Origin of the sequence: Collimonas sp. PA-H2, from assembly GCF_002564105.1 — a bacterium.
Lineage (GTDB): Bacteria > Pseudomonadota > Gammaproteobacteria > Burkholderiales > Burkholderiaceae_D > Collimonas.
The window spans coordinates 275,643-300,332 of the sequence record NZ_PDBX01000001.1 but is presented as its reverse complement, the minus strand read 5'-3'; the positions used below and the strand labels follow the sequence as shown (position 1 = coordinate 300,332).

Below are 24,690 nucleotides of genomic sequence, written 5' to 3'. Positions count from 1 at the left end.
GCCGCAGCCATCGACATCATCAAACAAGGAGCACCATGTTACGACGTGATTTTCTGAAAGCGTCGGCAGCACTTGCCGCTGCCGGTTTCCCTGCTAGTTCGCTGCTGGCCGCGGCGAATGCGCCAGGGCAGCTGAAATTCCTGGGCGCGCCGCAGGCTTTCGATTATGCCTGGCTGAAAGGCCAGGCCCGGCAGCTCGCCGCCCAGCCATACAAGTTGCCGGAGAATCATATTCCGGACGAGGTCAAGGCGCTCGACTGGGATAAATACCAGGCCATCGGTTATCGCGACGATCATGCCTTGTGGAGCAAGGATCAGTTGCGTTTCCAGGTCAAGTTCTTTCATCTCGGCCTGTTTTTCAAGAACCCGGTGCAGATTTATGAATTGAAGAACGGCCAGGCGCAAGAACTGGCCTACGATCCAGCCATGTTCAATTACGGCAAGAGCGGCCTGAAGGCGGAACACATGCCGAAAGACCTCGGCTTTGCCGGCTTCCGCGTGAATTTCCACACCGACCTGCAGCGCGACATCACGGCTTTCCTGGGCGCCAGCTATTTCCGCGCCGTCGGCGCCGAGTGGCAATACGGTTTGTCGGCGCGTGGCTTGGCGATCGATTGCGGCATGGAACGGCCGGAAGAATTTCCCATGTTCACCCACTTCTGGCTGGAGCGTCCGGCCAAGGATTCGGGCAAGCTGGTGGTGTACGCCTTGCTTGATTCGCCCAGCGTTTCCGGCGCCTACCGCTTCGAGATCCAACCATCGGCGACCATGGTGATGGATGTCGACGTCGCCCTGTATCCGCGCAAGACGATAGAGCGGATGGGGATTGCGCCGCTGACCAGCATGTTCCAGTACGGCGAGAATGACCGCCGCGCCGGCGCCAGCGACGACTGGCGTCCTGAAATCCACGACTCCGACGGCTTGTCCATGCAGCGCGGCAATGGCGAGTGGGTCTGGCGGCCGCTGGTCAACCCCGAGCATCTGCGTTTCAATGCCTACCAGGACGAGAATCCGCGCGGCTTCGGCCTGCTGCAGCGCGACCGTAATTTCGATCACTACCAGGACGATGGCGTGTTCTACGACCGCCGCCCGAGCTTGTGGGTGGAGCCGAAGGCCGGCTGGGGCAAGGGCGCGGTACAGCTGGTGGAAATCCCCACCGTCGATGAAACCTTCGACAACATCGTGGCGTTCTGGAATCCTGCCGATAAGCCGCAGGCAGGGCAGGAGCGCCTGTTTGCCTATCGCCTGCACTGGGGCGCCAAGATGCCGTTCGCTTCGCCGCTGGCGCAAGTGGTCGCAACCCGTACCGGCATGGGCGGCGTGATCGGCCAGAAGCGCGCTTATTACTCGCGCCGTTTCGCCATCGATTTCGCTGGCGGCGACCTAGCTCTGCTGGGCAAGGATGCCAAGGTGCAGCCGATGATCAGCGCCTCCCGTGGTAAGATAGAGATCAGTTCAGCGCGCCCGCTGGATGCAATTCACGGTTACCGCGCAATGTTCGACCTGAAGCCGACCGACGACAGCGTCGAGCCGATTGACGTGCGGGTATATCTGGCGGCCGATGGCCAGCCTTTAAGCGAGACCTGGTTATACCAATGGACTCCGCCAGCGCCGGAAAAACGCCATTATTGAAATCAAGAAGCAGGGTTAAAAAACCGTCCTGCTTCTTGACGCGGTTAATTTGGCGAAAAAACAATAGCTTGGATTAGCCCAGGCAAAACCAGCCCCGCGTGTTCGGGCAGGTGGATCCGCCTCTCTTAAGGGAAGTTCCCGGCCCGTCACCTTGCATCCCACTGCAGCGCAATTGCCGGTCATTCCTGGCCGGCATCGTCGGTTTACACTACCTCAATCCGACCTGTGCTGTTTCTTCCATTGCCAGGTAGAAGCGCCTGCAACATTTACAATATACTGTCTGGCTTGGGCCGTTTTTGCCCTGCCTATTTTTTGGAGCGTTCCATGTTTGGTTGGTTTGAAAGACTGTTGCATCCTTATCCGGATACGGTCATGACGCCGCCGCCGCGCGGATTTTTTGCGTTTGTCTGGGCCTGCACCAAGGGCTTGCGCCCTTATATTATCGCCATGACCTTGCTGACCGCCGTCACCGGCGCCTTCGAGGCTTTACTGTTTGCCATGATGGGGCGCATCGTCGACTGGCTCGGCCATGCCGAACCGTCCACGCTGTGGACCCACGAAAGCAGCAACCTGCTGTTGCTGGCGGCTATCTTGCTGGCCAGTCCCATCGTGGTCGCCTTGCAAAGCATGTTCAAGCAGCAAGCGCTGGCAGGCAATTTCCCGATGCTGCTGCGCTGGAAATTCCATCGCCTGATGCTGAATCAAAGCATGCATTTTTATCAAGATGAATTCGCCGGCCGGGTCGCCACCAAGGTGATGCAGACTTCGCTGGCTGTGCGCGACGTCTGCATGATCCTGTGCGACATCCTGGTGTTCGTGGTGATCTACTTCTTCACCATGGTGGCGGTGGTGGGCAGCTTCAGCGGCTGGATGCTGGTGCCGTTCCTGAGCTGGCTCGCCTTGTATACGCTGGCGCTGCGCTATTTCGTGCCGCGCCTGAGCAAGGTCGCCAAAACCCAGGCCGATGCGCGCTCGCTGATGACTGGCCGCATTACCGATGCCTACACCAATATCGCGACGGTCAAGCTGTTCTCGCACGCTGGCCGCGAAGCCGGTTATGCGCGCTCGGCGATGCAGGAATTCCTGCAGACCGTGCACGGCCAGATGCGCCTGGTGACAAGCTTTGAAATCGTCAACCACACCTTGAGCATGCTGCTGATCCTGAGCACAGCTGGCGCTGCCCTGTGGCTGTGGACCCAGGGCCAGGTCGGCATCGGCGCGGTTGCTGCGGCGACGGCGATGGCCTTGCGCCTGAACGGCATTTCGCATTGGGTGATGTGGGAATTCGCTTCCTTGTTCGAGCAGGTCGGCACGGTGCAGGACGGCATCAATACCTTGTCGCGGCCGCACGCCGTGCTGGACCAGGCCGACGCCAAACCGTTGCAGGTCAGCCAGGGCAAGCTCGATTTCGAGCAGGTCGGCTTTGCCTACGGCGGCCAGCGGCCGGTGATCGACCAGTTGTCGCTGCAGATACGGCCCGGTGAAAAGATCGGCCTGGTAGGCCGTTCCGGCGCCGGCAAATCGACCATTGTCAACCTGCTGCTGCGTTTCTACGATGTCGAACAGGGCCGCATCCTGATCGATGGCCAGGATATTTCGCATGTGACCCAGGACAGCTTGCGGGCGCAGGTCGGCATGGTGACGCAGGATACTTCCTTGCTGCACCGCTCGGTACGCGACAATCTGCTGTACGGCCGTCCGGACGCTACCGATGCCGATATGCTGACGGCGGCGAAGCGGGCCGAGGCGCACGAGTTCATCCTGACCCTGACCGATCCCAAGGGCCGCACCGGCTACGACGCCCACGTCGGCGAACGCGGCGTCAAGCTTTCCGGCGGCCAGCGCCAGCGCATCGCGATCGCCCGCGTGATGCTGAAAGACGCGCCTATCCTGCTGCTGGACGAAGCCACCAGTGCCCTCGATTCGGAAGTCGAAGCGGCGATCCAGGCCAGCTTGTACCGCCTGATGGAAGGCAAGACCGTGGTGGCGATCGCCCATCGTCTGTCAACCATTGCCGCGATGGACCGTCTGATCGTGCTCGACAAGGGCCGCATCGTCGAGCAGGGCGATCACCGCAGCCTGCTGGAACAGGGCGGCTTGTACGCGCGCCTGTGGGCGCACCAGAGCGGCGGTTTCCTGGGCGAAGAGGTGGATGAAGAAAGCGCGCCGGCTGCAACCGTGGGCGGAGCGCAGACGGAACCGGCTTAAGCCGCTGCTGTCTGTATTTAACCTAGTGCAGTGTTTCGCACATAATGACACTTAATAAACGGCGTCTTTTCGCGCCATGCGTCGTTGCAAATCCTCGCGATAGCTCACTATCGCTCCGGTTTGCGCGGGGCGGCCATCCGCCTAGCCTGACACGAAAATACACCATTTTTAAGCGCCATTACATGCGAAACACTGCACTAGACTGAAACTGATTAACCCTGAGTTTGCATCAATGACTGCTGAACCGACCGACAAGTCCGCTGCGCTAAATTCTTTCGGCCATTCCAGTCGCCGCTGGCTGATTGCTATCCTGGCTGCGCTGATCGCCGTCGGCGCCGGCTTCCTGTTGTGGAAAGGACTCTTGCAGCGGCCGCCTCCGCCGCCCAGGCCGGCGCCGGTGCGCCTGCAGACGGAAGCGGTGCAGCGTGGCGATATCGAACAGGCAGTGTTTGCCAACGGCAAGCTGCAGTTGCATAAGTACAGCGATGTGATGGCGCAGGTATCGGGCCAGATCAAGGATGTGCTGGTGATGGTGGGCGACGACGTCAAGGCGGGCAAGATGGTGGTCGAAATCACGCCGACCTTGCCATCGGCGCGGGTCGAGAGCAATCGCGCCCAGCTGGCAAGGCTGCAGGCGGAGCTGGCGGACCAGCGCGCGCAGCAGGACTTCGCCGAATTGCAATACAAGCGGCAGACGCAGCTGAAAGCGGAAAACGCTACCCGCGAGGAATCCTATGAATCGAGCCGCATGAGCATGTATTCCGCCGCCGCCAAGGTCGAGGCCATCAATGCCCAGATTCGTCAGATCGAGGCGACCGTCAAAGACGATGATGTCACGCGCAGCCATACCCAGGTGCTGGCGCCGATCAGCGGCACGGTGGTATCGGTGGGGGCGCGCACCGGGCAGATGGTCAGCGCCGGCCAGCCGGTTGCGCCACTGGTGCGGATCGCTGACCTCAGCCGCCTGACGGTGCAGGCGCGGGTGGCGGAAATCGACGTGCCGCTGCTGCGCAAAGGCATGACTGCCTATTTCACCACCCCCGGTTATCCCGGCAAGCGCTGGAGCGGCAAGCTGCGGCAAGTGGTTCCGGTGCCGGCCGATGGTTCGGGCGAGCAGGGCAAGCAGACTTTCTATAACGTCTTGTTCGAAGTCGATAATCCGCAAGAAGAACTGATGAGCGGCATGAGCACGCAAGTGCGCTTTGTGCTGGCGCAGGCGCGCGATGCCGTGCTGCTGCCGGTGGCGTTGCTGGGTAAGCCGGAAGCCGACGGCAGTTATCGGGTGAAGGTGGTCGACGCCAATCAGCAAGTCAGCTCGCGCGCGATCAGGATCGGCGTCCGCAACCAGCAGATGGCGCAAGTCCTGTCGGGGTTGCAGGCGGGTGAGCAGCTTGTGGTGGAGTCCGCGCCGGCGCCGGCGCTTAAAAATGCCGCGGCATCCGCCAGCGCTTCTGCGTCTTCGTCCGTACCTGCCGTCAAGGCGCATTGATTGATGGTCACTAGCATGCCTCTTTTTTTTCAGCGCTCCCGCAGCATCGCCACGGTTTGCTCAAGCACCGTGCTGCTGCTCTTGTTATCCGCCTGCGCCAGCCATATCGAGATGCGGGAAGCCACGCCCAGCGTCGAGATTCCGCAGAGTTGGGATCTGTCGGCCAACAATGGCGAACAAGACTGGCCGGATACCGGCTGGTGGCAGCGTTTCGGCAGCGACGAGCTGAGCCAGCTGGTGGCTCAGGGGCAGGCCAGCAACCTGGAAATTGCCGCCGCTGTATCGCGCGTACGCCAGGCGGAAGCGCAAGCCCGGATCGCCGGTGCGCCGCTGCTGCCGAATGCGGATTTTTCCACCAGCATCAATCGTGCCTTGCCGCTGGCTTCCAGCGGCAGTGCCGTCACCTCGACCAGCGGCCTGGTCGAGATCGGCTACGAGGTTGATTTCTGGGGCAAGAACCGGGCTGGGCTGGTGGCGGCTGAAGCCTCTTTGCAAGCCAATCGCTATGACCGCGAAACGGTGGCGCTGACCGTCACCAGCGGCATCGTCTCGACCTATCTGCAAGTCTTGTCGCTGCGCGACCGCATCGAGATCGCCCAGCAGAACGTCGACAACGCCGAGCGCGTGCTGAAACTGGTGTCGGCGCAGAGCCGCGCCGGCTCGGCCTCGCCGCTGGACCTGGCGCGCCAGCGCTCGGCGGTGGCAGGGCAGCAGGCGGTGATTCCTGATCTGAAACAGCAAGAGCGCGAGGCGCAGACCGCGCTGGCGATCCTGCTGGGACGGCCGCCGCAGACTTTTACCGTCAATGAGCCCGGGCTGGCGAAGATCCTGCTGCCGCAGGTGACGCCCGGCTTGCCGTCGGAACTGCTGTCGCGCCGGCCCGATATCCGTCATGCGGAATCCGAACTGGCCGCCGCCAACGCCAATGTCGCCGTGGCGCGCGCGGCGCTGTTCCCCAGCATCCGCCTGACCGGCTCGGCCGGCGGCCAGAGCAATGCCTTGCTGTCGCTGTTTAACGGCCCCAACATGCTGGTCAACCTGGGCGCCGGGCTGGTGGCGCCGATCTTCGACGCCGGCCGCCTCAACAGCCAGCGCGACCTCGCCGTCGCCCAAAAGCAGGAGCTGGTGCAGATTTATCGCTCGACCGTGATCGCGGCGCTGTCGGAAGTCGACACCGCGCTCGGCCAGATCCGCAGCCTGGACGAACAGCGCAAATTAAAAGTCACGGAAATGGAACAGGCGCGCTTCGCCTTCGAACTGTCGGAAATCCGCTACCGGGTCGGCGCGGAAGATTTGATGACGGTGCTGGATACCCAGCGCTCGCTGTCGGAAGTGCAGAACGAACTGGGGCAGATCAAGCTGAAGCGCTTGAAGGCGACGGTGTCGCTGTACAAGGCCCTTGGCGGCGGCTGGCAGGATGTGCATGCCAGCCAGGCGGGGGAAGCGCAGGCGACGACAGCTGGCAAGCCGTCGCCGGAAAAATAAGAACGGTCAGACCGCCACCGGCGCCTTGATATGCGCCTGCGGATGATAGCCGCTGATTTCAAAATCCTCGAAACGATAGTCGAAAATCGACGCTGGCTTGCGTGTGATGGTCAGCTTGGGCAGCGGCCCCGGCGTGCGCGACAACTGCAGCTCGACCTGCTCCGCATGGTTGGAGTACAGATGACAATCGCCGCCGGTCCAGATGAAATCTCCCACCTCAAGCCCGCATTGCTGCGCCATCATGTGCGTCAGCAGGGCATAGGATGCGATATTGAAAGGCACGCCGAGGAAAATGTCGGCGCTGCGCTGATACAGCTGGCAGGACAGCTTGCCCTCGGCTACATAGAACTGGAAGAAGGCATGGCAGGGCGGCAGCTTCATCTGCGGGATGTCGGCGACGTTCCAGGCGGAGACGATCAGCCGGCGCGAATCCGGATTGTTCTTGATCTGCTCGACCAGCTGCGTGATCTGGTCGATATGTCCGCCGGACGGGGTCGGCCAGGAGCGCCATTGATAACCATAGATCGGTCCCAGATTGCCCTCGCTGTCGGCCCATTCGTCCCAGATCTTGACGTCGTTGTCTTTTAGATACTGGATGTTGGTCGAGCCGTTGAGAAACCAGATCAGCTCATGGATGATCGACCGCAGATGCAGCTTCTTGGTGGTCAGCAAGGGGAAGCCGTCTTGCAGATTGAAACGCATCTGGTAGCCGAACACCGAGCGGGTGCCGGTGCCGGTGCGGTCGGTTTTGACGGTGCCATGTTGTTGCACATGGCGCATGAGGTCGAGGTATTGGCGCATTTTTATCTTGATTGCTGACTCTAATTCCAAGATTGTAACGCATCCGGCATGGCTGCCGCCCGAGGCTTATTCCGCCTGCGCCTTGAGGATCCGCGTAATCCGTTCCTGGCTGGGCGGGTGGGTCGACAGGTAGGGCGAGAAAGCGGCGGGCTGGCTGTCGAGCTTTTCAAAGGTGCGCGCCAGCCTGGTGAGGCTGATGCCGTTTGCCTTGAACATGGCAATCGCGTAATCATCCGCTTCCAGCTCGATATCGCGTGAGTACTTGAGATCGAGCAGCAGCGGCGGAATGGTCGCCACCAGGGCCGAGACATCGCCGAACAGCAGCGTCGCGGTGGCGCCGACCGCGGACACCTGGATCAGCCGCCGCATCAGGTGGCGCTGATGCAGGTGGCCGAGTTCATGCGCCAGCACTCCCATCAAGGCATCGTCATCGTCCAGCAGCCTGACCAGCTCGTCGGTGACCAGGATGTCGCCGGACGGCAGGGCGAAGGCATTCGGGCCGATCTTGCTTTTGCGGAAAATGATCTGAAATCGCGGCGCCCCCTGGCGCGGCGGCTCAAGCGCGCGGAAGCGGCTGTCGATGGAGGCTTGCTGCGATGGCGGCAGGGTAGAAGCGCTGAATACGCGTTCGTCCAGGAAATCCAGGGTGCTGCCGCCGATTTTTCTTTCGACCGACTCGGGCAGGGCGTTGGCGATCCAGCCCGATGCCGCCGGCAACAGATATAAATAACCAAGCACCAGGATCAGTACCAGTGCGCCGGCCGCTTGCCAGACGCTGCGCCAGCTTTGCTGCATGCGCACTACCAGCGAGTCGGCGTGGCCGGTGCTCGCCAGCAGTTCGGCAAAGGCATCGAGATCGATGATTTCAAGATAGGCGCCGTCGGCAAAGGTAACCTTGCGGGTGGCGCTGGAAACCCTTTCCGACACCCGCAGTTCCTCAAGCGGCGCTTGCCTCTGTGCTTCGCCGGAAATGCTGGCGATGCCTGCCGCGACTGTCAGTTCGACCGTATAGCGGTGCGAGGTCTTGCCATCGAAATAGAAAGCCTGCACCGCCCGCGCTTGCGCATTCTGCATCTGAGCGCGGCTTTATAGCGACAAGTCGAAATCGAGCAGATCAGACATGCCTTCGCCGGCGGCGGAGCCCTGCGGTTCTGCATCGGCCAGAAAATGATCGAGCGAGCCTGCCGCCAGCAAGCTGACCGATTCAAGCCGGTATTTGAGCGAGCGGATCTGCGCAAACGGAGTGAACAGGCCCAACGTGCAGACGATGGCGATCAGGTTGGTGATCATGATGAAAGCCACCTTGGTCCATTTCAGCTTGCTCTGGAATTGATGGTCCGCCAGCCTGGTGTGGTTCCAGATTAGGTTCTGGACCATGGTCAGGGCCAGCGGAACAATCAGGAAGGTCCACGCATACATGGAAAATATCATGCTGAATATAGGGCCTGCGTAGGCTGCCGGCGCAGCGTGCTTGCCGGCGCTGGCGCTGGCGACGGCCATGAGGCTGCCGCTGAAGAGTATGCCGATGCCGATATAGCCAAGCACGGCGATGGCGAAACAAATGAGAAAAATTTGATAAAAAGAGCCTACACTGGCGTCAAAGGAAAAATGCGTCGCGCCGAACTTGCTTTCCGTGTGCAGGTATTTTTTATTGCGTTGATAGGCGAAAGGCGAGAGCAGGCCGAGAGAGAAGGCTGATATTAGCGGCAACACCAGATAATTGAAGTAAGACTTGCCGGCGCTGCCTTGGAAGCCGAAACGGATGCCGCGGTAGCTGGAGTTGTAGAGCTTGAATTGATAGCTTCTCCAGATCAGCCATGGCATGACCGACAACATCAGCGCCAGCGCCAGCAGTCCAAGTTTCGGACTCAGCCTGAAGGCGATCTGGTAGCCGCCGATCAGCACCAGCGCGATGATGCGCCCTTTCAGGATCGCGATCGGGTTGCCGTGGTATTCGAAGCTGCTGCCGGCGACCCTGGTGTTGTCATAGAAATAGCGGGTGCGGCGCACCTTGGCCCAGGCCGAGTAGATGCCGAGGGTGACGATGGATAGTAGAAGATTAACTATCCATATGCGGAAATATTCGCTGCCGCGGCCGGAAAAGATGAATGCTTCCGGCGTAGGCTGGTGTGGCGGAGGAGGGTTTGCTGCAAAGCCGGAAGGCGGTGTGCCGGAAGTTACGGTGTTCATCCCTGATTCCCTTTGTTTTATTGGTTTGATTGATTATCCGGCAGGCTATAAAAAATGACAATCAAAGTCTGTTGGGCAATTGTTATTGTTGGTGTTCCGGAGTTTCCTCTGGTTACAAATTAATGGTTTTCTCCATGAACTTTTCCGGAACAGGGTCCTCGAAAGCTGGAGACCTTTGTCTCATACGGTCATGCAGTATCAGGTCGTTTTTATCTGGCCATTTTGATCTGGTCATTTTCATATTCATTTGCATCAGCGTGCTGGCCGCACTAATGCAGGCAACACCATTCAGGAGATCACATGCTTAAATCAGATACGTTTTTCGGCGGCAAGCGAGAAACCCCGACCCCAAATTCACCGTTCAGCGCCAGCAGCAATCTCACTTCCGGCAGTTCTTCCAATATTCCAAAGGCTAGCAACCCTGTGAGCACTCCGGTCAACCACTCGTCGTCCAGCACTAACGAAGTCGGCAGCAAACTGATTGTCGGCCCGAACATCAAGCTCAAAGGCGTTGAGATCACCGATTGCGACACGCTCGTGGTCGAAGGCCGGGTGGAAGCGACCATGAATTCGCGCGTGATCCACATCGCCGAAAAAGGCGCGTTCAAGGGTTCCGCTGAAATTGACCTGGCTGAAATCTATGGCGAGTTCGACGGCGACCTGACTGTCCGTGAAAAGCTGGTGATTTATTCAACCGGCAAGGTTTCCGGCAAAATCCGCTATGGCAAGGTTGTCATCGAGGAAGGCGGCCAGCTGACTGGCGAAGTCCAGGTCGGCACTTCCTCCAAGCCTGCTGCCGCTAGTCCTGCCAGCAGCGCGACTACCAGCGCTGCAGCAGCTGCTGTAGTCTAAAGCTTGCCGCCGGCCAGGCCGGCGCGCAGTAGTTTCAGCTTTTCCGGCCGGGAATCCCGGCCGGAGGGCGTTATTTTTGCAAAACAACCAGAGTGGCGGCGATCCATTCTGGTTTTTGTCATGTGCATGCAGGCATGCGACAATAGCGCTTTTGGCATTCTGCCAAGCGCCATTTCCAATTGCCCGTACCCGCCAAACTCATGAGCCATCCAGAATATATCCTCACCTTGTCCTGCCTCGATCAGCGCGGAATCGTCCATCGCGTCTCAGGTTTTCTGGCCGATCACGGTTGCAATATCATCGATTCAGCCCAGTTCGGCGACGCTCAGTCCAAATTGTTTTTCATGCGTGTGCATTTTTCGTCGGAGGATGCGGCGATTGCAGATGAGGGCCTGCGGGCGGAATTTTCCGCGCTGGCCGGCAGCATGCAGATGAACTGGCAATTGCACGATGCCGGCAAGAAGCCTCGCATGATGCTGATGGTGTCGAAGATCGGCCATTGCCTGAACGACCTGCTGTTCCGCTACAAGAGCGGCCTGCTGCCGGTGGAGATCAGCGCCATCGTCTCCAATCACACTGATTTTTACCAGCTGGCAGCCAGCTACAACATCCCTTTCCATCATCTGCCATTGGCGACAGGCGCCTCGGCCGAAGCCAAGCAGGCGCAGGAAGCGCGCGTGATGGAAATCGTCGAAGCGAACAATATCGACCTGGTGGTGCTGGCGCGCTACATGCAGATTCTGTCGCCGGCCATGTGCACCGCGCTGACCGGACGCGCCATCAATATCCACCATTCCTTCCTGCCCAGCTTCAAGGGCGCAAAGCCCTACTACCAGGCGCATGACCGCGGCGTGAAGCTGATCGGCGCCACCGCCCATTTCGTCACCGGCGACCTGGACGAAGGACCTATCATCGAGCAGGACGTGGCGCGCGTCGATCATGCGATGGAGCCGGAGACGCTGACCGCGATCGGGCGCGACGTCGAGTGCGTGGTGCTGGCGCGGGCGGTCAAGTGGTTTATCGAGCACCGGATCCTGCTCAACGGGCACAAGACGGTCGTGTTCAAATAAAGAATTGCAAAGAACGAAAAAATGGCCTCGGTGTGAACCGAGGCCATTTTTTTATTGCACGGAGCCTGCCTGCCGGGCCGGCACGACGTTAGCGCAAAGCATCCACCATCTTTTCCAGCTTGACCGCATCGGCGCTGAACTGGCGTATGCCTTCCGCCAGTTTTTCGGTCGCCATCGCATCGTCGTTCAGCATGGTGCGGAAGATGGTTTCATCCAGGTCGATTTTCGCCAGGTCGCTGTGCTGTGCGACTTCCGGGCTGAGCTTGCGGCTGACCGCCGTCTCGCTTTCGGCCAGCGCCTGCAGCAGTTCGGGGCTGATGGTGAGCAGGTCGCAGCCGGCCAGTTCGATGATCTGTGACGTATTGCGGAAGCTGGCGCCCATGACTTCGGTGGCGTAGCCGAACTTGCGGAAATAGCTGTAGATCTGCTTGACCGACTGCACGCCTGGGTCGTCGGCGCCGCTGTAGTCGTGGCCGCTGGATTTCTTGTACCAGTCGTAGATGCGGCCGACGAAAGGCGAGATCAGCTGCACCTTGGCTTCGGCGCAGGCAATTGCCTGCGGCATGGAAAACAGCAGGGTCAGGTTGCAATGGACGCCGGCCTTTTGCAGCACTTCCGCGGCCCGGATGCCTTCCCAGGTGGAAGCGATCTTGATCAGCACGCGGTCGCGGTCTATGCCGGCCGCTTCATACAGCTTGATCAGCGCATGGCCCTTGTCGATCGTGCCCTGGGTGTTGAACGACAGGCGCGCATCGGTCTCGGTGGAAACCCGGCCCGGAATCAGTTTCAGGATTTCCTGGCCGAAGGTGACCAGCAGATGGTCAATGATCTCTTGCGTCGACAACTGGCCGTGATCCTTCACCGCCCGCGCCAGCAGGGGCTGGTATTCCGGCTTCTGCACGGCTTTCAGAATCAGCGACGGGTTGGTGGTGGCGTCGCGCGGCGCAAACGCCTTGATCGACTGGAAATCGCCGGTGTCGGCGACGATGGTGGTGAATTGCTTGAGTTGTTCGAGTTGGTTCATGGCGGCGTAGAAAAGCAGAGACTGTTAATCGGAAATGCTTTTCTGCCATTCTACGCATTTTATGAGCTTCTGCCACAGTTGGCAGAAGCAGTACTGTCTTACTTTGTTATTACCGCGAGCTGCGCCCGATTCAGCTGATCCGTTCTTCCGTCTTGGCGTCGAACAGCACCGCCTTCGACAGGTCGAAGGCCAGCTGCATTTCATCCTTCGGCTTGGCTGCCGCGCGCGGGTGCGTACGGCAGGTGACGCGGGCGTCATTGAAAGTAGTGAACACCAAGGTGTCCGGACCGGTTGGCTCGGTCAGCTCCACTGTGCAGCCGACTTCGGTCGGATGATAGTTGCTGTCGGTATCGCCGGCGTCCGAGGTACGGGCGCTTTGGGCGTCGGTGACATGTTCCGGACGGATGCCGAGGATCACTTCCTTGCCGAGCCAGGCGCCGATTTCCGGCCTTTGCGCCTGCGCTGGCGCCAGCGGCAGCAAGGTCTTCCGGCCGTCGTGGAGCAGTTCGAAAGCCGGGCCATGGCCGTTTGCCACAAGGTTGCCGCGCATGAAGTTCATCGACGGCGAGCCGATGAAGCCGGCCACGAACAGGTTGCTAGGATTGTCGTAGATTTCCTGCGGGCTGCCGAACTGCTGCACCACGCCGTCTTTCATCACGGCGATGCGGTCGCCCAAGGTCATCGCTTCGATCTGGTCATGCGTCACATAGACGATGGTGCTGCCCAGGCGCTGGTGCATCAGCTTGATTTCAGCGCGCATTTCGACGCGCAGCTTGGCGTCCAGGTTGGACAGCGGTTCATCGAACAGGAACAGCGACGGATCGCGCGCAATCGCGCGGCCCATGGCGACGCGCTGGCGCTGGCCGCCCGACAGCAGGGCCGGCTTGCGGTCCAGCAGATGGGTGATCTGCAGGGTGTTGGCGACGCGGTCGACGATTTGTTTCTGTTCGGCTTTTGGGACCTTGCGGATGCCCAGGCCGAAGGAAATGTTCTCGCGCACTGTCATGGTCGGATACAGCGCATACGACTGAAACACCATGGCGATGTCGCGTTCCTTGGGCGGCACGTCGTTGACGCAGCGGTCGCCGATCATGATCTGGCCTTCGGAGACTGTTTCCAGTCCGGCGATCATGTTCAGCAAGGTGGATTTGCCGCAGCCGGAGCCGCCCACCAGGATCAGGAACTGGCCGTCTTCGATTTCGAGATCGATGCCCTTCAGGACTTCATTGCCGTTCGGGTAGACCTTGCGCACATTGCGAATTGATAAGCTTGCCATCTTTAACTCATTCCTTAAGTAATTATCATTGTGGGACAGAGTTTAAGAGTCGCCGCAGCGCGGCGAATTACTCTGTCCCCAACTGACTAGAGCGGGCGTAAAAAAACGCTCTCAGCCCTTGACCGCACCCGCAGTCAGGCCGCGCACAAAATATTTCCCGGCCAGCAGATACACCACCAGGGTCGGCAGGGCGGCGATGATGGCTGCCGCCATGTTGACGTTGTATTCCGTCACGCCGGTGGACGTATTCACCAGATTGTTCAGGGCTACCGTCACCGGCTTGGCGTCTGAACCGCCGAACACCACGCCGAACAGGAAGTCGTTCCAGATCTGCGTGAACTGCCAGATGAAGCAGACCATGAAAATCGGCAGCGACAGCGGGAAGATGATCTTGCGGTAGGTCATGAAGAAGCCGGCGCCGTCGATGCGGGCTGCTTTGACCAGTTCTTCCGGCACCGTGACATAGTAGTTACGGAAGAACAAAGTGGTGAAAGCGATACCGTAGACGATATGCACAAACACCAGTCCCGGCGTGGTGTTGGCCAGGTTGACGGTGCCCAGCAGGCGCGCCATCGGCAGGATCACGACCTGGAACGGGATGAAGCAGCCGACCATCAGCGCCGTGAACAGGATCTCGGAGCCGCGGAAGCGCCAGTGCGCCAGTACATAGCCGTTGAGCGAACCGACCAGGGTCGAGATCAGCACCGCCGGCACCGCCATCTTGATCGAGTTCCAGAAGAACGGCTGCAGGCCGTTGCAGTCGACGCCGGTGCAAGCGCTGCTCCAGGCTTTGCTCCAGGCGGCGCTGGTGGGCGACATCGGCAGCGACAGCAGGTTGCCGGTACGGATTTCATCCAGCGTTTTGACGGAAGTGCTCAGCATCACATACAGCGGCGCCAGATAATACAGCGCGCACAATACCAGCAGCGCGTAGATCACCACGCGGCCGGCGGTCAGTTTGCTGCCTTCGTTATAGATGGTGTTGCTGGTGCTGTCAGCGGCCATTGCGCGCTCCTTTGGTTTCCAGGTACATCATGGGCACCAGCACTGCCAGTACGGTAGCCAGCATCATCATTGCCGATGCCGCGCCAAGGCCAAGTTGACCGCGTGAGAAAGAAAATTGATACATGAAAATTGCCGGCAGGTCGGAAGAAGTGCCCGGACCGCCCGCAGTCAGCGCCATCACCAGGTCAAAGCTCTTGATCGCGATATGCGCCAGCACCAGCAGCACGCTGAAGAACACCGGACGCAGCGCCGGGATGACGATGCGGCGATAGATGGTCGGCAAGCTGGCGCCGTCCACCATGGCAGCCTTGATGATGCTGTCGTCGATGCCGCGCAGGCCGGCCAGGAACAGCGCCATGACGAAGCCGGATGATTGCCAGACGCCGGCGATCACCACGGTATAGATAGAGAAGTCGGAATTCACCAGCCAGTCGAAATGGAAATTGGCGAAGCCCCAGTCGTGCATCATTTTTTCCAGGCCCAGGCCGGGATTCAAGATCCATTTCCAGGCGGCGCCGGTGACGATGAACGACAGCGCCATCGGATACAGGTAGATCGCGCGCAGCGCGCCTTCGGCGCGGATTTTCTGGTCCAGCAGGATCGCCATGATCAGGCCGATCGCCAGGCAGAACAGGATGAACAGGCCGCCAAAGATGCCCAGGTTGGCGGCAGCTACCCACCAGCGGTCCAGGCCGAACAGCGTGACATATTGATTGAAGCCGGAAATTTCGTAATTCGGCAGCATCCGCGAATTGGTCAGCGACAGCCAAGCGGTGACGGCGATGAAGCCGTATACGAAGACCAGCGAGAGGATGATAGTGGGTGACAATACCAGGCGTGGCAGCCAGGCATCGGCGATTGCCGCAATCCGCCCTTGCTGCTTGGGCGTGTGGCTTGGACTCCCGACAGCGGCGGCTGTATAGGGGAGGGTGTGATCGGACATGCAAGTCTCCTGAAGCAGGATCAAAACCGTGTCCGGCAATGCGGTGCTAGCCATTGCCGGACAGGGCGGGGGCCGGGATCGATCTTACTCGCTCCGGCCCCTGTTCTCATTTACGATGCTTATTTACGTTGCTAATTTACGTTAATCAAGTAACAAAACTAAGCAATAAAATAACGGCTTATTGTGTCTTTGCTGCTTTTGCCAGCGCCTGTACCGCGGCCTGCGAAGTCATGTTGGAGTTCATGAACTTCGAAACCACGTCCAGGATAGCGCCTTGTACGGCAGAGTTGACCGCCATGCCGTGCGCCATGCTTGGCTCCAGCGTGCCGGCTTTGCTGGAGGCAGCCATGTCATCCATCGACTTGGTGGCGCAGCTGTCGAACTTGGTGCGCGGGATATCAGGACGGACCGGGATCGAACCCTTGTTCAGGTTGAAGACTTCCTGGAATTCCGGGCTCATGATGGCGGTGGCCAGAGTCAGCTGCGCTTTTTGCGAATCAGGATTCTTGACCTTGAACATGGCGATCGAGTCGATGTTGTAGGTATACGACTTGTCGGTGCCAGGAGCTGCGACGCACAGGAAGTCCTTGCCTGGCTGTTTGCCGGCGGCAGTGAATTCGCCCTTGGCCCAGTCGCCCATGAACTGCATGCCGGCCTTGCCGTTGATGACCATGGCGGTCGCCAGATTCCAGTCGCGGCCGGCGGCGTTCTTGTCGATATAGCCCTTGATCTTGCCCAGCGTGTCGAAGGTCTTGACCATGGTCGGGCCGGTCAGGGTGGCCGGATCGAGCTTGACCAGCGCCTTGTTGTAGAAGTCGGCGCCGCCTACGCCCAGCGCGACGGTTTCAAACATGGTCGCGTCTTGCCAAGGCTGGCCGCCTTGGGCGACAGCGATAAAGCCTGCTTTCTGGATCTTGTCTGCGGCGTCGAAGAATTCAGGCCATGTGGTCGGCACTTTGGCGCCAGCCTTTTTCAAGACTTCAGGATTGATCCAGATCCAGTTGACGCGATGGACGTTGACCGGCGCTGCCACGTAGTGGCCCTGGTACTTCATGGTGTTGGAGACAACCTTAGGCAGCAGCGAGTCCCATTTGCCGGCAGTGGCAGCGGCATCGATGTTGGCCAGCACGCCTTCCTGACCCCATTCCTGGATCGAAGGTCCCTTGATCTGCGCCGCTGTCGGAGGGCTGCCGGCGATGACGCGGGCTTTCAGCGCGGTGGTCGCGTTTTCACCGGCGCCGCCAGCGACTGCGAAGTCCTTCCAGGTCACGCCCTTGGCTTCCATGATCTTTTTCAGCTCGGCGACCGATTTGGCTTCGCCGCCGGATGTCCAGTAATGGAGTACTTCAACTTCAGCCGCGTGGACTGCCGCGGCGCTGGACAGCAATGCAGTGGTGGCGAATACCGATTTTATTATTTGACTCAGTTTCATTCTTGTCTCCTGTGTTGAAAAAATGCATGTGATGCATGTGATTAAGCGCTTGGTCATTGCTGCCTGATCCGCACGCCTGATCTGATTGTCGCCCTGCCTGCCTCTCTCCGGGAGCGGTCATGCCTGGCTGCCTTTGTTGCTCCTACCTGAAAATCCGTTCCAATGTGCTGCGGAACGCCAAACCGTCGCAGCACCAGCTGTTTGCGCAAAGCCGGGCTCTGCGAACATGCCCGTCCATGTGTATCATGTGAAAACTAGTAAAACTACATGCGATCTTGAGTTTACCTGCAAATATCGGGGTTTTACTCTCTTCGCCGCTTGTAATTGTAGTAATGCTACATTAATATTGCAATATAAGTTTTTTATTTATTACAAAAATTTTGATGCAACCTAATATTCCTTTTACATTCACCTTATTTGGCGCTACCGGCGATTTGTCGATGCGGAAGATTCTTCCTGCGTTGTTTGTTGCTCATAGGGAAGGAAAGTTGCATCAGGACGGGCACATCATCTGCGTCGCCAAACAGGATTTCAGCCAGGACGACTATCTGGCCTGGGTCAGCAAGAGCGCCGCGCCCTATGTCAAGGGCGGCGGCGTGCAGGATGAGGCCGTATGGCAGGCTTTCCTGGCGCGCCTGACTTATCTGCCGCTGGACCTGCTGGACAGCGACGGTTACCAGGTCCTGGCGCAGAAGCTGGCCGCCGGCAACGCGGTTTCGGTGTTTTATCTGGCGACCGCACCCGCGCTGTTTGAACCGATTTGCGCCAACCTGGCTGCCAGCAAGATCGATCTGTCGCAAGCCCGGGTGGTGCTGGAAAAGCCGCTCGGCCACGATTTGCTGTCTTCGCGCGCAATCAACGACGCGGTAGCGCGCGTATTCGCCGAAGAACAGATTTACCGCATCGATCATTACCTGGGCAAGGAGGCGGTGCAAAACCTGCTGGCCCTGCGCTTTGCCAATTCGCTGTTCGAGCCTTTGTGGCGGCGCGAGTCGGTGGCCCATGTGCAGCTGACGATCGCCGAGCAGCTGGGCGTCGAAGGACGCGGCGATTTTTATGAAGGCACCGGCGCCCTGCGCGACATGGTGCAAAACCATCTGCTGCAATTATTGTGCATGGTGGCGATGGAGCCGCCGACGTCGATGGATGCCGATGCGGTGCGCGACGAGAAGCTGCGGGTATTGCGCGCCCTCAAGCCGTTCTCGCCGGAAGACATGGAGCTCAAGGCGGTGCGCGGCCAGTACGCTTCCGGCGCGGTGGAAGGGCAGTCGGTGGCCGGCTACCAGCAGGAACCGGGTGTGGCGCCGCAGTCGCGGACCGAAACCTTCGTCGCCCTGCATGCCGAGATCAACAACTGGCGCTGGGCCGGCGTGCCGTTCTTTTTGCGCACCGGCAAGCGCCTGGCGCAGCGTACAGCGGAAATCATCATTACCTTCCGGCCTATCCCGCACGCCATCCTGCCGATGCCAGGCGGCCAGGCCGGGGTCAGCAGCAATCGGCTGGTGATCCGGCTGCAGCCGGACGAATCGATCCAGCTGCATTGCCTGGCAAAACAGCCGGGCGACGGCATGACGGTGCAGCCGGTGGCGCTTGACCTGGCGTTCGACCAGGCTTTCAAGCAGCGCCGGGCAGAAGCCTATGAGCGCTTGCTGGTGGATGCGATCCGCGGCAATTTGTCGCTGTTCGTGCGGCGTGACGAGCAGGAAGCCGCCTGGCGCTGGGTCGAGCCTTTGCAGCGCTACTGGCAGACCAGCAGTGCGGCGCCCAAGCCTTATATGGCCGGCAGCTGGGGGCCGACCGCATCGTTTGCGATGATGGAGCGGGCCGGCGCCCAATGGCCGGAAGACCGTTGAAGAGCGCATCCTGATTGAAGATTTTGACGAATCGAGAAACAAATTTAGAAGCGAGCAGAAATCTTGCCATCGCCTCGTCCTACTAACAGTATTTAAGTGAAAGTTTTACACCATGTCTTCATCCACGATCATGAACGCTAGCGAGATTTCGGCGACTAGCTATCTGGATGGTCCGCGCCTGCTGGCGGATGTCGGCGGCACCAATGCGCGCTTTGCACTGGAGCGTGCGCCGGGCCAGATCGACACGATACAGACCTTGCGCTGCGCCGATTACGCGGAGTTCGCGCAGGCGGTAGAGGCTTACCTGGCTTATAGCGCGACACAAGGCGCTCGCGCCCAAGTGCGTCATGCCGCCATCGCGATCGCCAACCCGGTGCAGGGCGACGACATCAAGATGACCAATCACCATTGGGAATTCTCGATTGAAAACACACGGCGCCGCCTGAACCTGGACACGCTGCTGGTAGTCAACGATTTCACCGCATTGTCGATGTCATTGCCGCATCTGGAACAATCGCATTGTGTCCAGATCGGCAGCGGCAGGGCGCTCAGCGGCGGCGTGGTCGGGCTGGTTGGCGCTGGCACCGGGCTTGGCGTCGGCGGCCTGATCCCTACCGAAGGGCGCTGGATTGCGCTGGGCAGCGAAGGCGGCCACGTCACCTTCGCCCCCGGCGATGCGCGCGAGGCGGCGGTGCTGGCTTACTGCTGGCGTACTTATTCGCACGTCTCGGCGGAACGCCTGGTGTCCGGCCCCGGTATCGAAATGATTTATCAGGCATTGGCCGAGCTGCAAGGCGTCGTCAAGCCCGAGCCACTGCAGACGGCGCAAATCGTCGAGCGCGCCTTGCAGGGCCAGGACGGCTTGTGCATGGAAGTGGTCGAATGCTTCTGCGCCATGCTGGGTACGGTGGCGGCCGACGTCGCCGTCACCCTGGGCACCTTGGGCGGCTTGTACATCGGCGGCGGCGTGGTGCCGCGCCTGGGCGATTACTTCGCGCGTTCGCCGTTTCGCGCCCGTTTTGAAAACAAGGGACGTTTCAGCAGCTATCTGGCGAAAATCCCGACCTTTGTCATTACCGCTCCGTATCCGGCGTTTGTCGGCGTCGCCGCGATTCTTTCCGAGCACCTGGGCGGCGGCAACGCCGTGCCCATCCTGGAAAAGATCCGCAAGGCGCGCGACCAGTTTTCACCGGCCGAGCAGAAGGTCGCCAGCCTGATCCTGGCGCATCCGCGCGCCGTGATGAGCGAGCCGATTTCGGAAATCGCCCGCCGTGCCGATGTCAGCCAGCCGACCGTGATCCGTTTCTGCCGTACCATGGGCTGCCAGGGGCTGGCCGATTTCAAGCTGAAGCTGGCCTCGGGCGTCACCGGCACGGTGCCGGTCGCGCATAGCCAGGTGCATGTGGGCGATTCTTCGCTCGACGTCGGCGTGAAAGTGGTCGACAACACCATTTCCGCCATGATGGAAGTGCGCGATAACCTCAACGCCGATACCCTGTCGCGCGTGATCGAAGTGCTGAGCCAGGCTCGCCGCATCGAATTCTACGGTTTCGGCAGCTGCGGCCTGGTGGCGGAAGACGCCCAGCAAAAATTCTTCCGCCTTGGCATCCCGTCCTCGGCCTACACCGACCCGCAGCTGCAGGAAGTGTCTGCCGCCATGCTGAAGAGCAGCGATGTGGTGGTGGTGATTTCGAATTCCGGACGCCTGCGTCATCTGGCGCCGGCGGTGGAGGTGGCGGTGCATTCCGGCGCCACCATCATTGCGCTGGCGCCAAGCAATTCGCAGCTGGCCAAGCGAGCCCATTACACGCTGGCGGTCGAGCACGATGAAAGCAGCATGATGCATATCCCGATGGTGTCGCGGATCTTGCTGCTGCTCTTGATCGACGTGCTGGCGGTCGGCGTCTCGCTTAACCGTTCCAGTCCTTTTGCCGAACTGCAGCGCCAGGCCAAGCGCGGCATCCTGACTCACATCGCCTCGTTGGGCGAGTCGGACAGCGACAAGATCGCCGCCGAAGGCGACGGCAAATCGGCGCAATCGGCGCGCGGCAACCAGGAAGTGACCCTGTCGCCAAACGTCATCTCGCACATCAAGTAAATCGCCATGCGGCTGCCGGGCCTCTTTCTTGAAGGAGGCAGGCCATGCCTGCCTAGATGATCCGGCGCAAGGTATTGTCGCGTTTGACAAAGTGATGCCATAGCGCCGCCAAGGCATGCAAGCCGATCACCCAGTAAAAAACATTTCCCAACGTCTCGTGAATGTCCTTTACTGATTTACCCAGATCATGATCGGGGCCGACTACCGTAAACGAACCCAGCCCCGCCAGGTTTATCGGATGGCCGGCGAGGTTGACGGTCAGAATGCCGAGTATGGGCTGGGCGATAATGAATATATATAGCAATAGATGCGAAGCCGTGGACAGGAATTGCAGGATAGGCGGAGCCGTCACGGGCGCCGGCGGCGATTTATAGCTGCGCCAGGCGACGCGCGCAAGCGACAGTATCAGCACGCTACAGCCGGCCCAGAAATGGGTCGCAGTCCAGAATGCGCGCGAGTCGCTGCCTTTGGGGCCGCGCATTTCAATCGCCAGGTAAGCCAGGGCAACCAGCAGGAAAATAGCCCAGTGCAACAGGATTGCCGGCCGTGAGAAGCGTTCTTGCTGGGAGGGGATTGGCATGGTCGCCATTCTGTAGAATTTGCGAGCGGTGATTCTGGCACACGGGGTTGGCAAAAACAATGCTGCCTGGCGATTGCCTGCCGCAACAAAGCTGTCGCCCACAAAAAATGCCCATTCGCACGCGAATGGGCAAAGTCTGGGAGTTACCCAGGGACGTCTTTCACTAATGCCACTCTTCGCAGCAAGCACTACAAGGCAGTACTAACAAGAACGATTGACGCGCCGAGCTCAAGCGGCGCGCCAACCATGCTTGCTATCTTTAGAACGAGTGGCTGATACCAGTGTAGAACGTGTTTTGGTTCTGTCCAGTCAGGCCAGTGCTGTCGCCGGTTTGCACTTGGAAGTCTGTATTGGAACCATTGCGGATGGTACCGATGCTCGCGTACAGCAGAGTGCGTTTGGACAGGCTGTAGTTGGTGCCCAGCATGAACAGGTTTGCGCTGCCGACGTCGTGGTTAAGCTTGACGTGATATGCCGCGCCGATCAGTGTCAGGGCCGGTGTCACTTGGTAGTTTGCGCCGAGCCAGAATTGATTGGCTTTATTGGCTGCGCCTATGCCGCTAGTCGTCAGAGGTTGTGCCGGCGCCGACAGATTTTGCCAGCCAGCGTACAGTTTCGCTGGACCGAAGGTCACGTTGCCGCCGACAGTGATTTCCTTGGAGCGCGAGAACAAGTTGTCGAAAGTGCCGTTTTCGTCGCGCGCGGTGTCATACATCGCCAGCAATTCATAGGTAGGCTGTACGAAACCGATTGCGAGGCCGGTGCTGTTGCCGATCCCTGAACCAGCTGGTCCGCGGGTAGTCGATCCTGCTGCTTCGCCGGCGCCGTACATGGCGTGGACGTAGAGGCCACCCATGGTATCAGGTGTGACGTACTGAATCTGGTTGCTGGTTTGCGGCCAGTTGCGGCCTTTGAACAGAGTCGAAGTGCTCATGTTCTGTTGGCCGGTCGGGTCGATGCTCCATACGCGGTCGCTTGGCAGTGCCAGATCGCGGCCGATTTTGACGGTACCGAAGCCACCGTTCAAACCAACGGTCGAACGACGATTAAACAGGCCAGTGCCGTTGAAGCGGCCAGTGTCGGCCTGGAATCCGCTTTCCAGGGTGAAAATCGCTTTCAAGCCGCCGCCCAGATCTTCGGTGCCCTTGAAGCCGATCATGCTGGTGCCCCATTCGTTGCCGCCAACACCCCATTGACCGCCACGGATGGTGTTGCCGTTAGCGTCTTTGCCTACTTGATTGCTTTGATAGTTGATGCCTGCGTCAACACGACCGTAGATGATCACATTGGTTTGCGCTTGGGCCTGGCCGACTAGGGCGCATGCCAGGGCAGCTGCAACCGCGAGTGGCTTGGCCAACGGCATGGCTTTCAGAACAGATTTTCTCATTTCATCTCCTAAGTAAAAATGTGGCGTTGACCACTGCTTTCCGAGTCTTGTGTAGCTCGAAATTCTTGAATCGGACTTTGCTTATTGCTGGTACTTGCTTGCTGTACTTTGCGTTCAATTGATGCCGATTTCTTTGTTGGTAAGAATGGTAAACCGATTTATGAAATTTTTGTTTTATTTGTGTAGTTTTACTATATTTCTGTTGCTAATTTACAGCACTGTTTGATTTTCCATGCGTGCAGCGGCTAGCTGTGGCAACCAGGAGGTCTATCAAGAGTGCCAGGATTTTGTGGTTTTTTATTTTGTTTTCTTATGGAAACGTTTTTTACTGTATTTTTACTACAAGTAATTTTGATACATTTGCGCGCATCGGGACGTCCTTGCTGCTGCGGCTATAGTAATCCTAGGTTTTTCCCAGCAAGGCATGCACCTGCGCCAGTTGCGGCGGCTTGGCGCCGGCATTCAGGCAGGCGGCCGAACCGCAGGCGACCGAAAATTGCAGATGCTGCAACCAGTCGGGGCCGGTGGCGCGGGCGGCAGGAGCTGCATTGGATTCCTGTATCAGCGAATAGATCAGTCCGGCGATGCCGGCGTCGCCGGCGCCCACCGTGTCGACCACGGTGATGGGCGGCGGCGCCACCTGCCAGTACTCGGCGCCGGCATGGATCGCCGCGCCCTTGGCGCCCAGTGTCAGCAGCACAGTGGCTGAGGGGTTGTAGTTGCGCAGGGTCGCCAGGGCAGCTTCGGTATCGTCATTGCGGAACAGGCCGGCCAGGTCTTCGTCCGAAACCTTGATCACATCCGCCAGCTGCGCCATTTTTTTCAGTACGCTGTCGTAGCGCTGGTCCATCACATTACGGAAATTCGGGTCGTAGCTGATCTTGACGCCGCGCCCGTGCAGGTCCTCGGCCAGTTCGATCAGGTGCCCGGCCAGCGGCGCGCGGGTCAGGCTGATGCCGCCGAAATGCACCCACTGCGCCGCCTGCTGCCAGCCTTCGGGCAGCAGCGCGGGATCGAAGGCAAGGTCGGCGCTGTTGTCGCCGATGAAATTGTATTGTGGCGGCGTGGTTTCATAGACCACCGCCAGCAAGGGTGAACGTGCGGCGCGCTGCAGGAAGCGCAGGTCGAGCCCGGCGGCCTGGCTGGCGGCGTACAGCTCGTCGCCGAACCAGTCCTGGCTGATGGCGCCGGCAAAGGCGGAAGGCGCGCCCAGGCTGGCGGCGGCGCGCGCCACGTTCCAGGTCGAGCCGCCGGTCTTGCTCAGCCATTGGTCGGCGCCGACCCGTATCAGGTCGGTGAGCGCTTCGCCGGCGCTGACGAATTGGGGCAGGGAGTGTGCGGGTTTGCTTGTTTCAGACATGACGGC

General features: G+C 59.6%; 20 protein-coding genes. 8 read left to right on the top strand and 12 right to left on the bottom strand.

Translation table 11 applies throughout. The features are described from left to right. Window positions 1-35: 35 nt before the first annotated feature. The 4 genes from BCF11_RS01345 to BCF11_RS01330 all read left to right on the top strand — a co-directional run bounded on the left by BCF11_RS01345 (window position 36) and on the right by BCF11_RS01330 (window position 6,813). Window positions 36-1,631 (top strand): glucan biosynthesis protein, encoded by a 1,596-nt coding sequence (locus BCF11_RS01345; RefSeq protein ID WP_098493153.1) that lies wholly within the window; start codon window positions 36-38, stop codon window positions 1,629-1,631. A gap of 324 nt (window positions 1,632-1,955) precedes the next feature. Then, entirely contained in the window at window positions 1,956-3,839 is a 1,884-nt protein-coding gene (locus tag BCF11_RS01340; protein WP_098493152.1) for an ABC transporter ATP-binding protein, read from the top strand. A 232-nt stretch (window positions 3,840-4,071) separates the two neighbouring features. Further along, window positions 4,072-5,328 carry an efflux RND transporter periplasmic adaptor subunit gene (locus BCF11_RS01335; protein ID WP_233212331.1) on the top strand — a complete coding sequence of 419 codons (1,257 nt, stop codon included), beginning with the start codon at window positions 4,072-4,074 and terminating at the stop codon, window positions 5,326-5,328. Between the two features lie 15 nt (window positions 5,329-5,343). Next, window positions 5,344-6,813 (top strand): efflux transporter outer membrane subunit, encoded by a 1,470-nt coding sequence (locus tag BCF11_RS01330; protein WP_233212330.1) that lies wholly within the window; start codon window positions 5,344-5,346, stop codon window positions 6,811-6,813. 6 nt (window positions 6,814-6,819) lie between these two features. Here BCF11_RS01330 and BCF11_RS01325 read toward each other — a convergent pair whose 3' ends face one another. The 3 genes from BCF11_RS01325 to BCF11_RS01315 all read right to left on the bottom strand — a co-directional run bounded on the left by BCF11_RS01325 (window position 6,820) and on the right by BCF11_RS01315 (window position 9,804). Then, on the bottom strand, window positions 6,820-7,614 hold the full coding sequence (locus BCF11_RS01325; protein ID WP_098493150.1) for a thymidylate synthase: 795 nt from the start codon (window positions 7,612-7,614) through the stop codon (window positions 6,820-6,822). A gap of 66 nt (window positions 7,615-7,680) precedes the next feature. Beyond that, window positions 7,681-8,688, bottom strand: coding sequence for a M48 family metallopeptidase (locus BCF11_RS01320; RefSeq protein ID WP_098493149.1), 1,008 nt, complete (start codon window positions 8,686-8,688; stop codon window positions 7,681-7,683). Between the two features lie 12 nt (window positions 8,689-8,700). Beyond that, on the bottom strand, window positions 8,701-9,804 hold the full coding sequence (locus tag BCF11_RS01315) for a YjgN family protein (RefSeq protein ID WP_098493148.1): 1,104 nt from the start codon (window positions 9,802-9,804) through the stop codon (window positions 8,701-8,703). Between the two features lie 300 nt (window positions 9,805-10,104). Between BCF11_RS01315 and BCF11_RS01310 the strand changes: the two genes are divergently transcribed. After that, window positions 10,105-10,656: a polymer-forming cytoskeletal protein gene (locus BCF11_RS01310; protein ID WP_098493147.1), complete on the top strand. Its 552-nt coding sequence runs from the start codon at window positions 10,105-10,107 to the stop codon at window positions 10,654-10,656. On the opposite strand, the gene BCF11_RS27350 is transcribed toward BCF11_RS01310, so the two are convergent. Beyond that, window positions 10,653-10,865, bottom strand: a complete 213-nt coding sequence (locus BCF11_RS27350) for a hypothetical protein (RefSeq protein WP_143751226.1) — start codon at window positions 10,863-10,865, stop codon at window positions 10,653-10,655. The genes BCF11_RS01310 and BCF11_RS27350 overlap by 4 nt on opposite strands. Between BCF11_RS27350 and purU the strand changes: the two genes are divergently transcribed. Then, entirely contained in the window at window positions 10,857-11,726 is an 870-nt protein-coding gene (purU, locus tag BCF11_RS01305) for a formyltetrahydrofolate deformylase (RefSeq protein WP_098493146.1), read from the top strand. The genes BCF11_RS27350 and purU overlap by 9 nt on opposite strands. 88 nt (window positions 11,727-11,814) lie before the next feature. Here purU and tal read toward each other — a convergent pair whose 3' ends face one another. The 5 genes from tal to BCF11_RS01280 form a co-directional block, all read right to left on the bottom strand. Next, window positions 11,815-12,750 (bottom strand): transaldolase, encoded by a 936-nt coding sequence (gene tal / locus BCF11_RS01300; protein WP_098493145.1) that lies wholly within the window; start codon window positions 12,748-12,750, stop codon window positions 11,815-11,817. Between the two features lie 130 nt (window positions 12,751-12,880). Beyond that, window positions 12,881-14,026: an ABC transporter ATP-binding protein gene (locus BCF11_RS01295; RefSeq protein WP_098493144.1), complete on the bottom strand. Its 1,146-nt coding sequence runs from the start codon at window positions 14,024-14,026 to the stop codon at window positions 12,881-12,883. Between the two features lie 111 nt (window positions 14,027-14,137). After that, the gene (locus BCF11_RS01290; RefSeq protein ID WP_098493143.1) at window positions 14,138-15,031 is read right to left on the bottom strand and encodes a carbohydrate ABC transporter permease; all 894 of its coding nucleotides are present in this window, start codon (window positions 15,029-15,031) and stop codon (window positions 14,138-14,140) included. Beyond that, complete coding sequence (locus BCF11_RS01285; RefSeq protein WP_098493142.1) at window positions 15,021-15,974, bottom strand: carbohydrate ABC transporter permease; 954 nt, start codon at window positions 15,972-15,974, stop codon at window positions 15,021-15,023. Before BCF11_RS01285 ends, BCF11_RS01290 begins: the two co-directional genes overlap by 11 nt. Before the next feature lie 178 nt (window positions 15,975-16,152). Continuing rightward, window positions 16,153-17,406 carry an ABC transporter substrate-binding protein gene (locus BCF11_RS01280; RefSeq protein WP_098493141.1) on the bottom strand — a complete coding sequence of 418 codons (1,254 nt, stop codon included), beginning with the start codon at window positions 17,404-17,406 and terminating at the stop codon, window positions 16,153-16,155. Between the two features lie 383 nt (window positions 17,407-17,789). Here BCF11_RS01280 and zwf point away from each other — a divergent pair, with 383 nt between their 5' ends. Together zwf and BCF11_RS01270 are read left to right on the top strand one after the other, a co-directional pair. Then, the gene (zwf, locus tag BCF11_RS01275) at window positions 17,790-19,259 is read left to right on the top strand and encodes a glucose-6-phosphate dehydrogenase (RefSeq protein ID WP_098493140.1); all 1,470 of its coding nucleotides are present in this window, start codon (window positions 17,790-17,792) and stop codon (window positions 19,257-19,259) included. Window positions 19,260-19,371: 112 nt separating this feature from the next. After that, window positions 19,372-21,357, top strand: a complete 1,986-nt coding sequence (locus tag BCF11_RS01270; protein ID WP_098493139.1) for a glucokinase — start codon at window positions 19,372-19,374, stop codon at window positions 21,355-21,357. Between the two features lie 52 nt (window positions 21,358-21,409). Here BCF11_RS01270 and BCF11_RS01265 read toward each other — a convergent pair whose 3' ends face one another. From BCF11_RS01265 to BCF11_RS01255, 3 genes are all read right to left on the bottom strand, one after another. Then, entirely contained in the window at window positions 21,410-21,937 is a 528-nt protein-coding gene (locus BCF11_RS01265; RefSeq protein WP_098497266.1) for a cytochrome b, read from the bottom strand. A gap of 259 nt (window positions 21,938-22,196) precedes the next feature. After that, window positions 22,197-23,324, bottom strand: coding sequence for a porin (locus BCF11_RS01260; RefSeq protein WP_098493138.1), 1,128 nt, complete (start codon window positions 23,322-23,324; stop codon window positions 22,197-22,199). A 403-nt stretch (window positions 23,325-23,727) separates the two neighbouring features. Then, window positions 23,728-24,684: a carbohydrate kinase gene (locus BCF11_RS01255; RefSeq protein ID WP_233212329.1), complete on the bottom strand. Its 957-nt coding sequence runs from the start codon at window positions 24,682-24,684 to the stop codon at window positions 23,728-23,730. Window positions 24,685-24,690 lie beyond the last annotated feature (6 nt).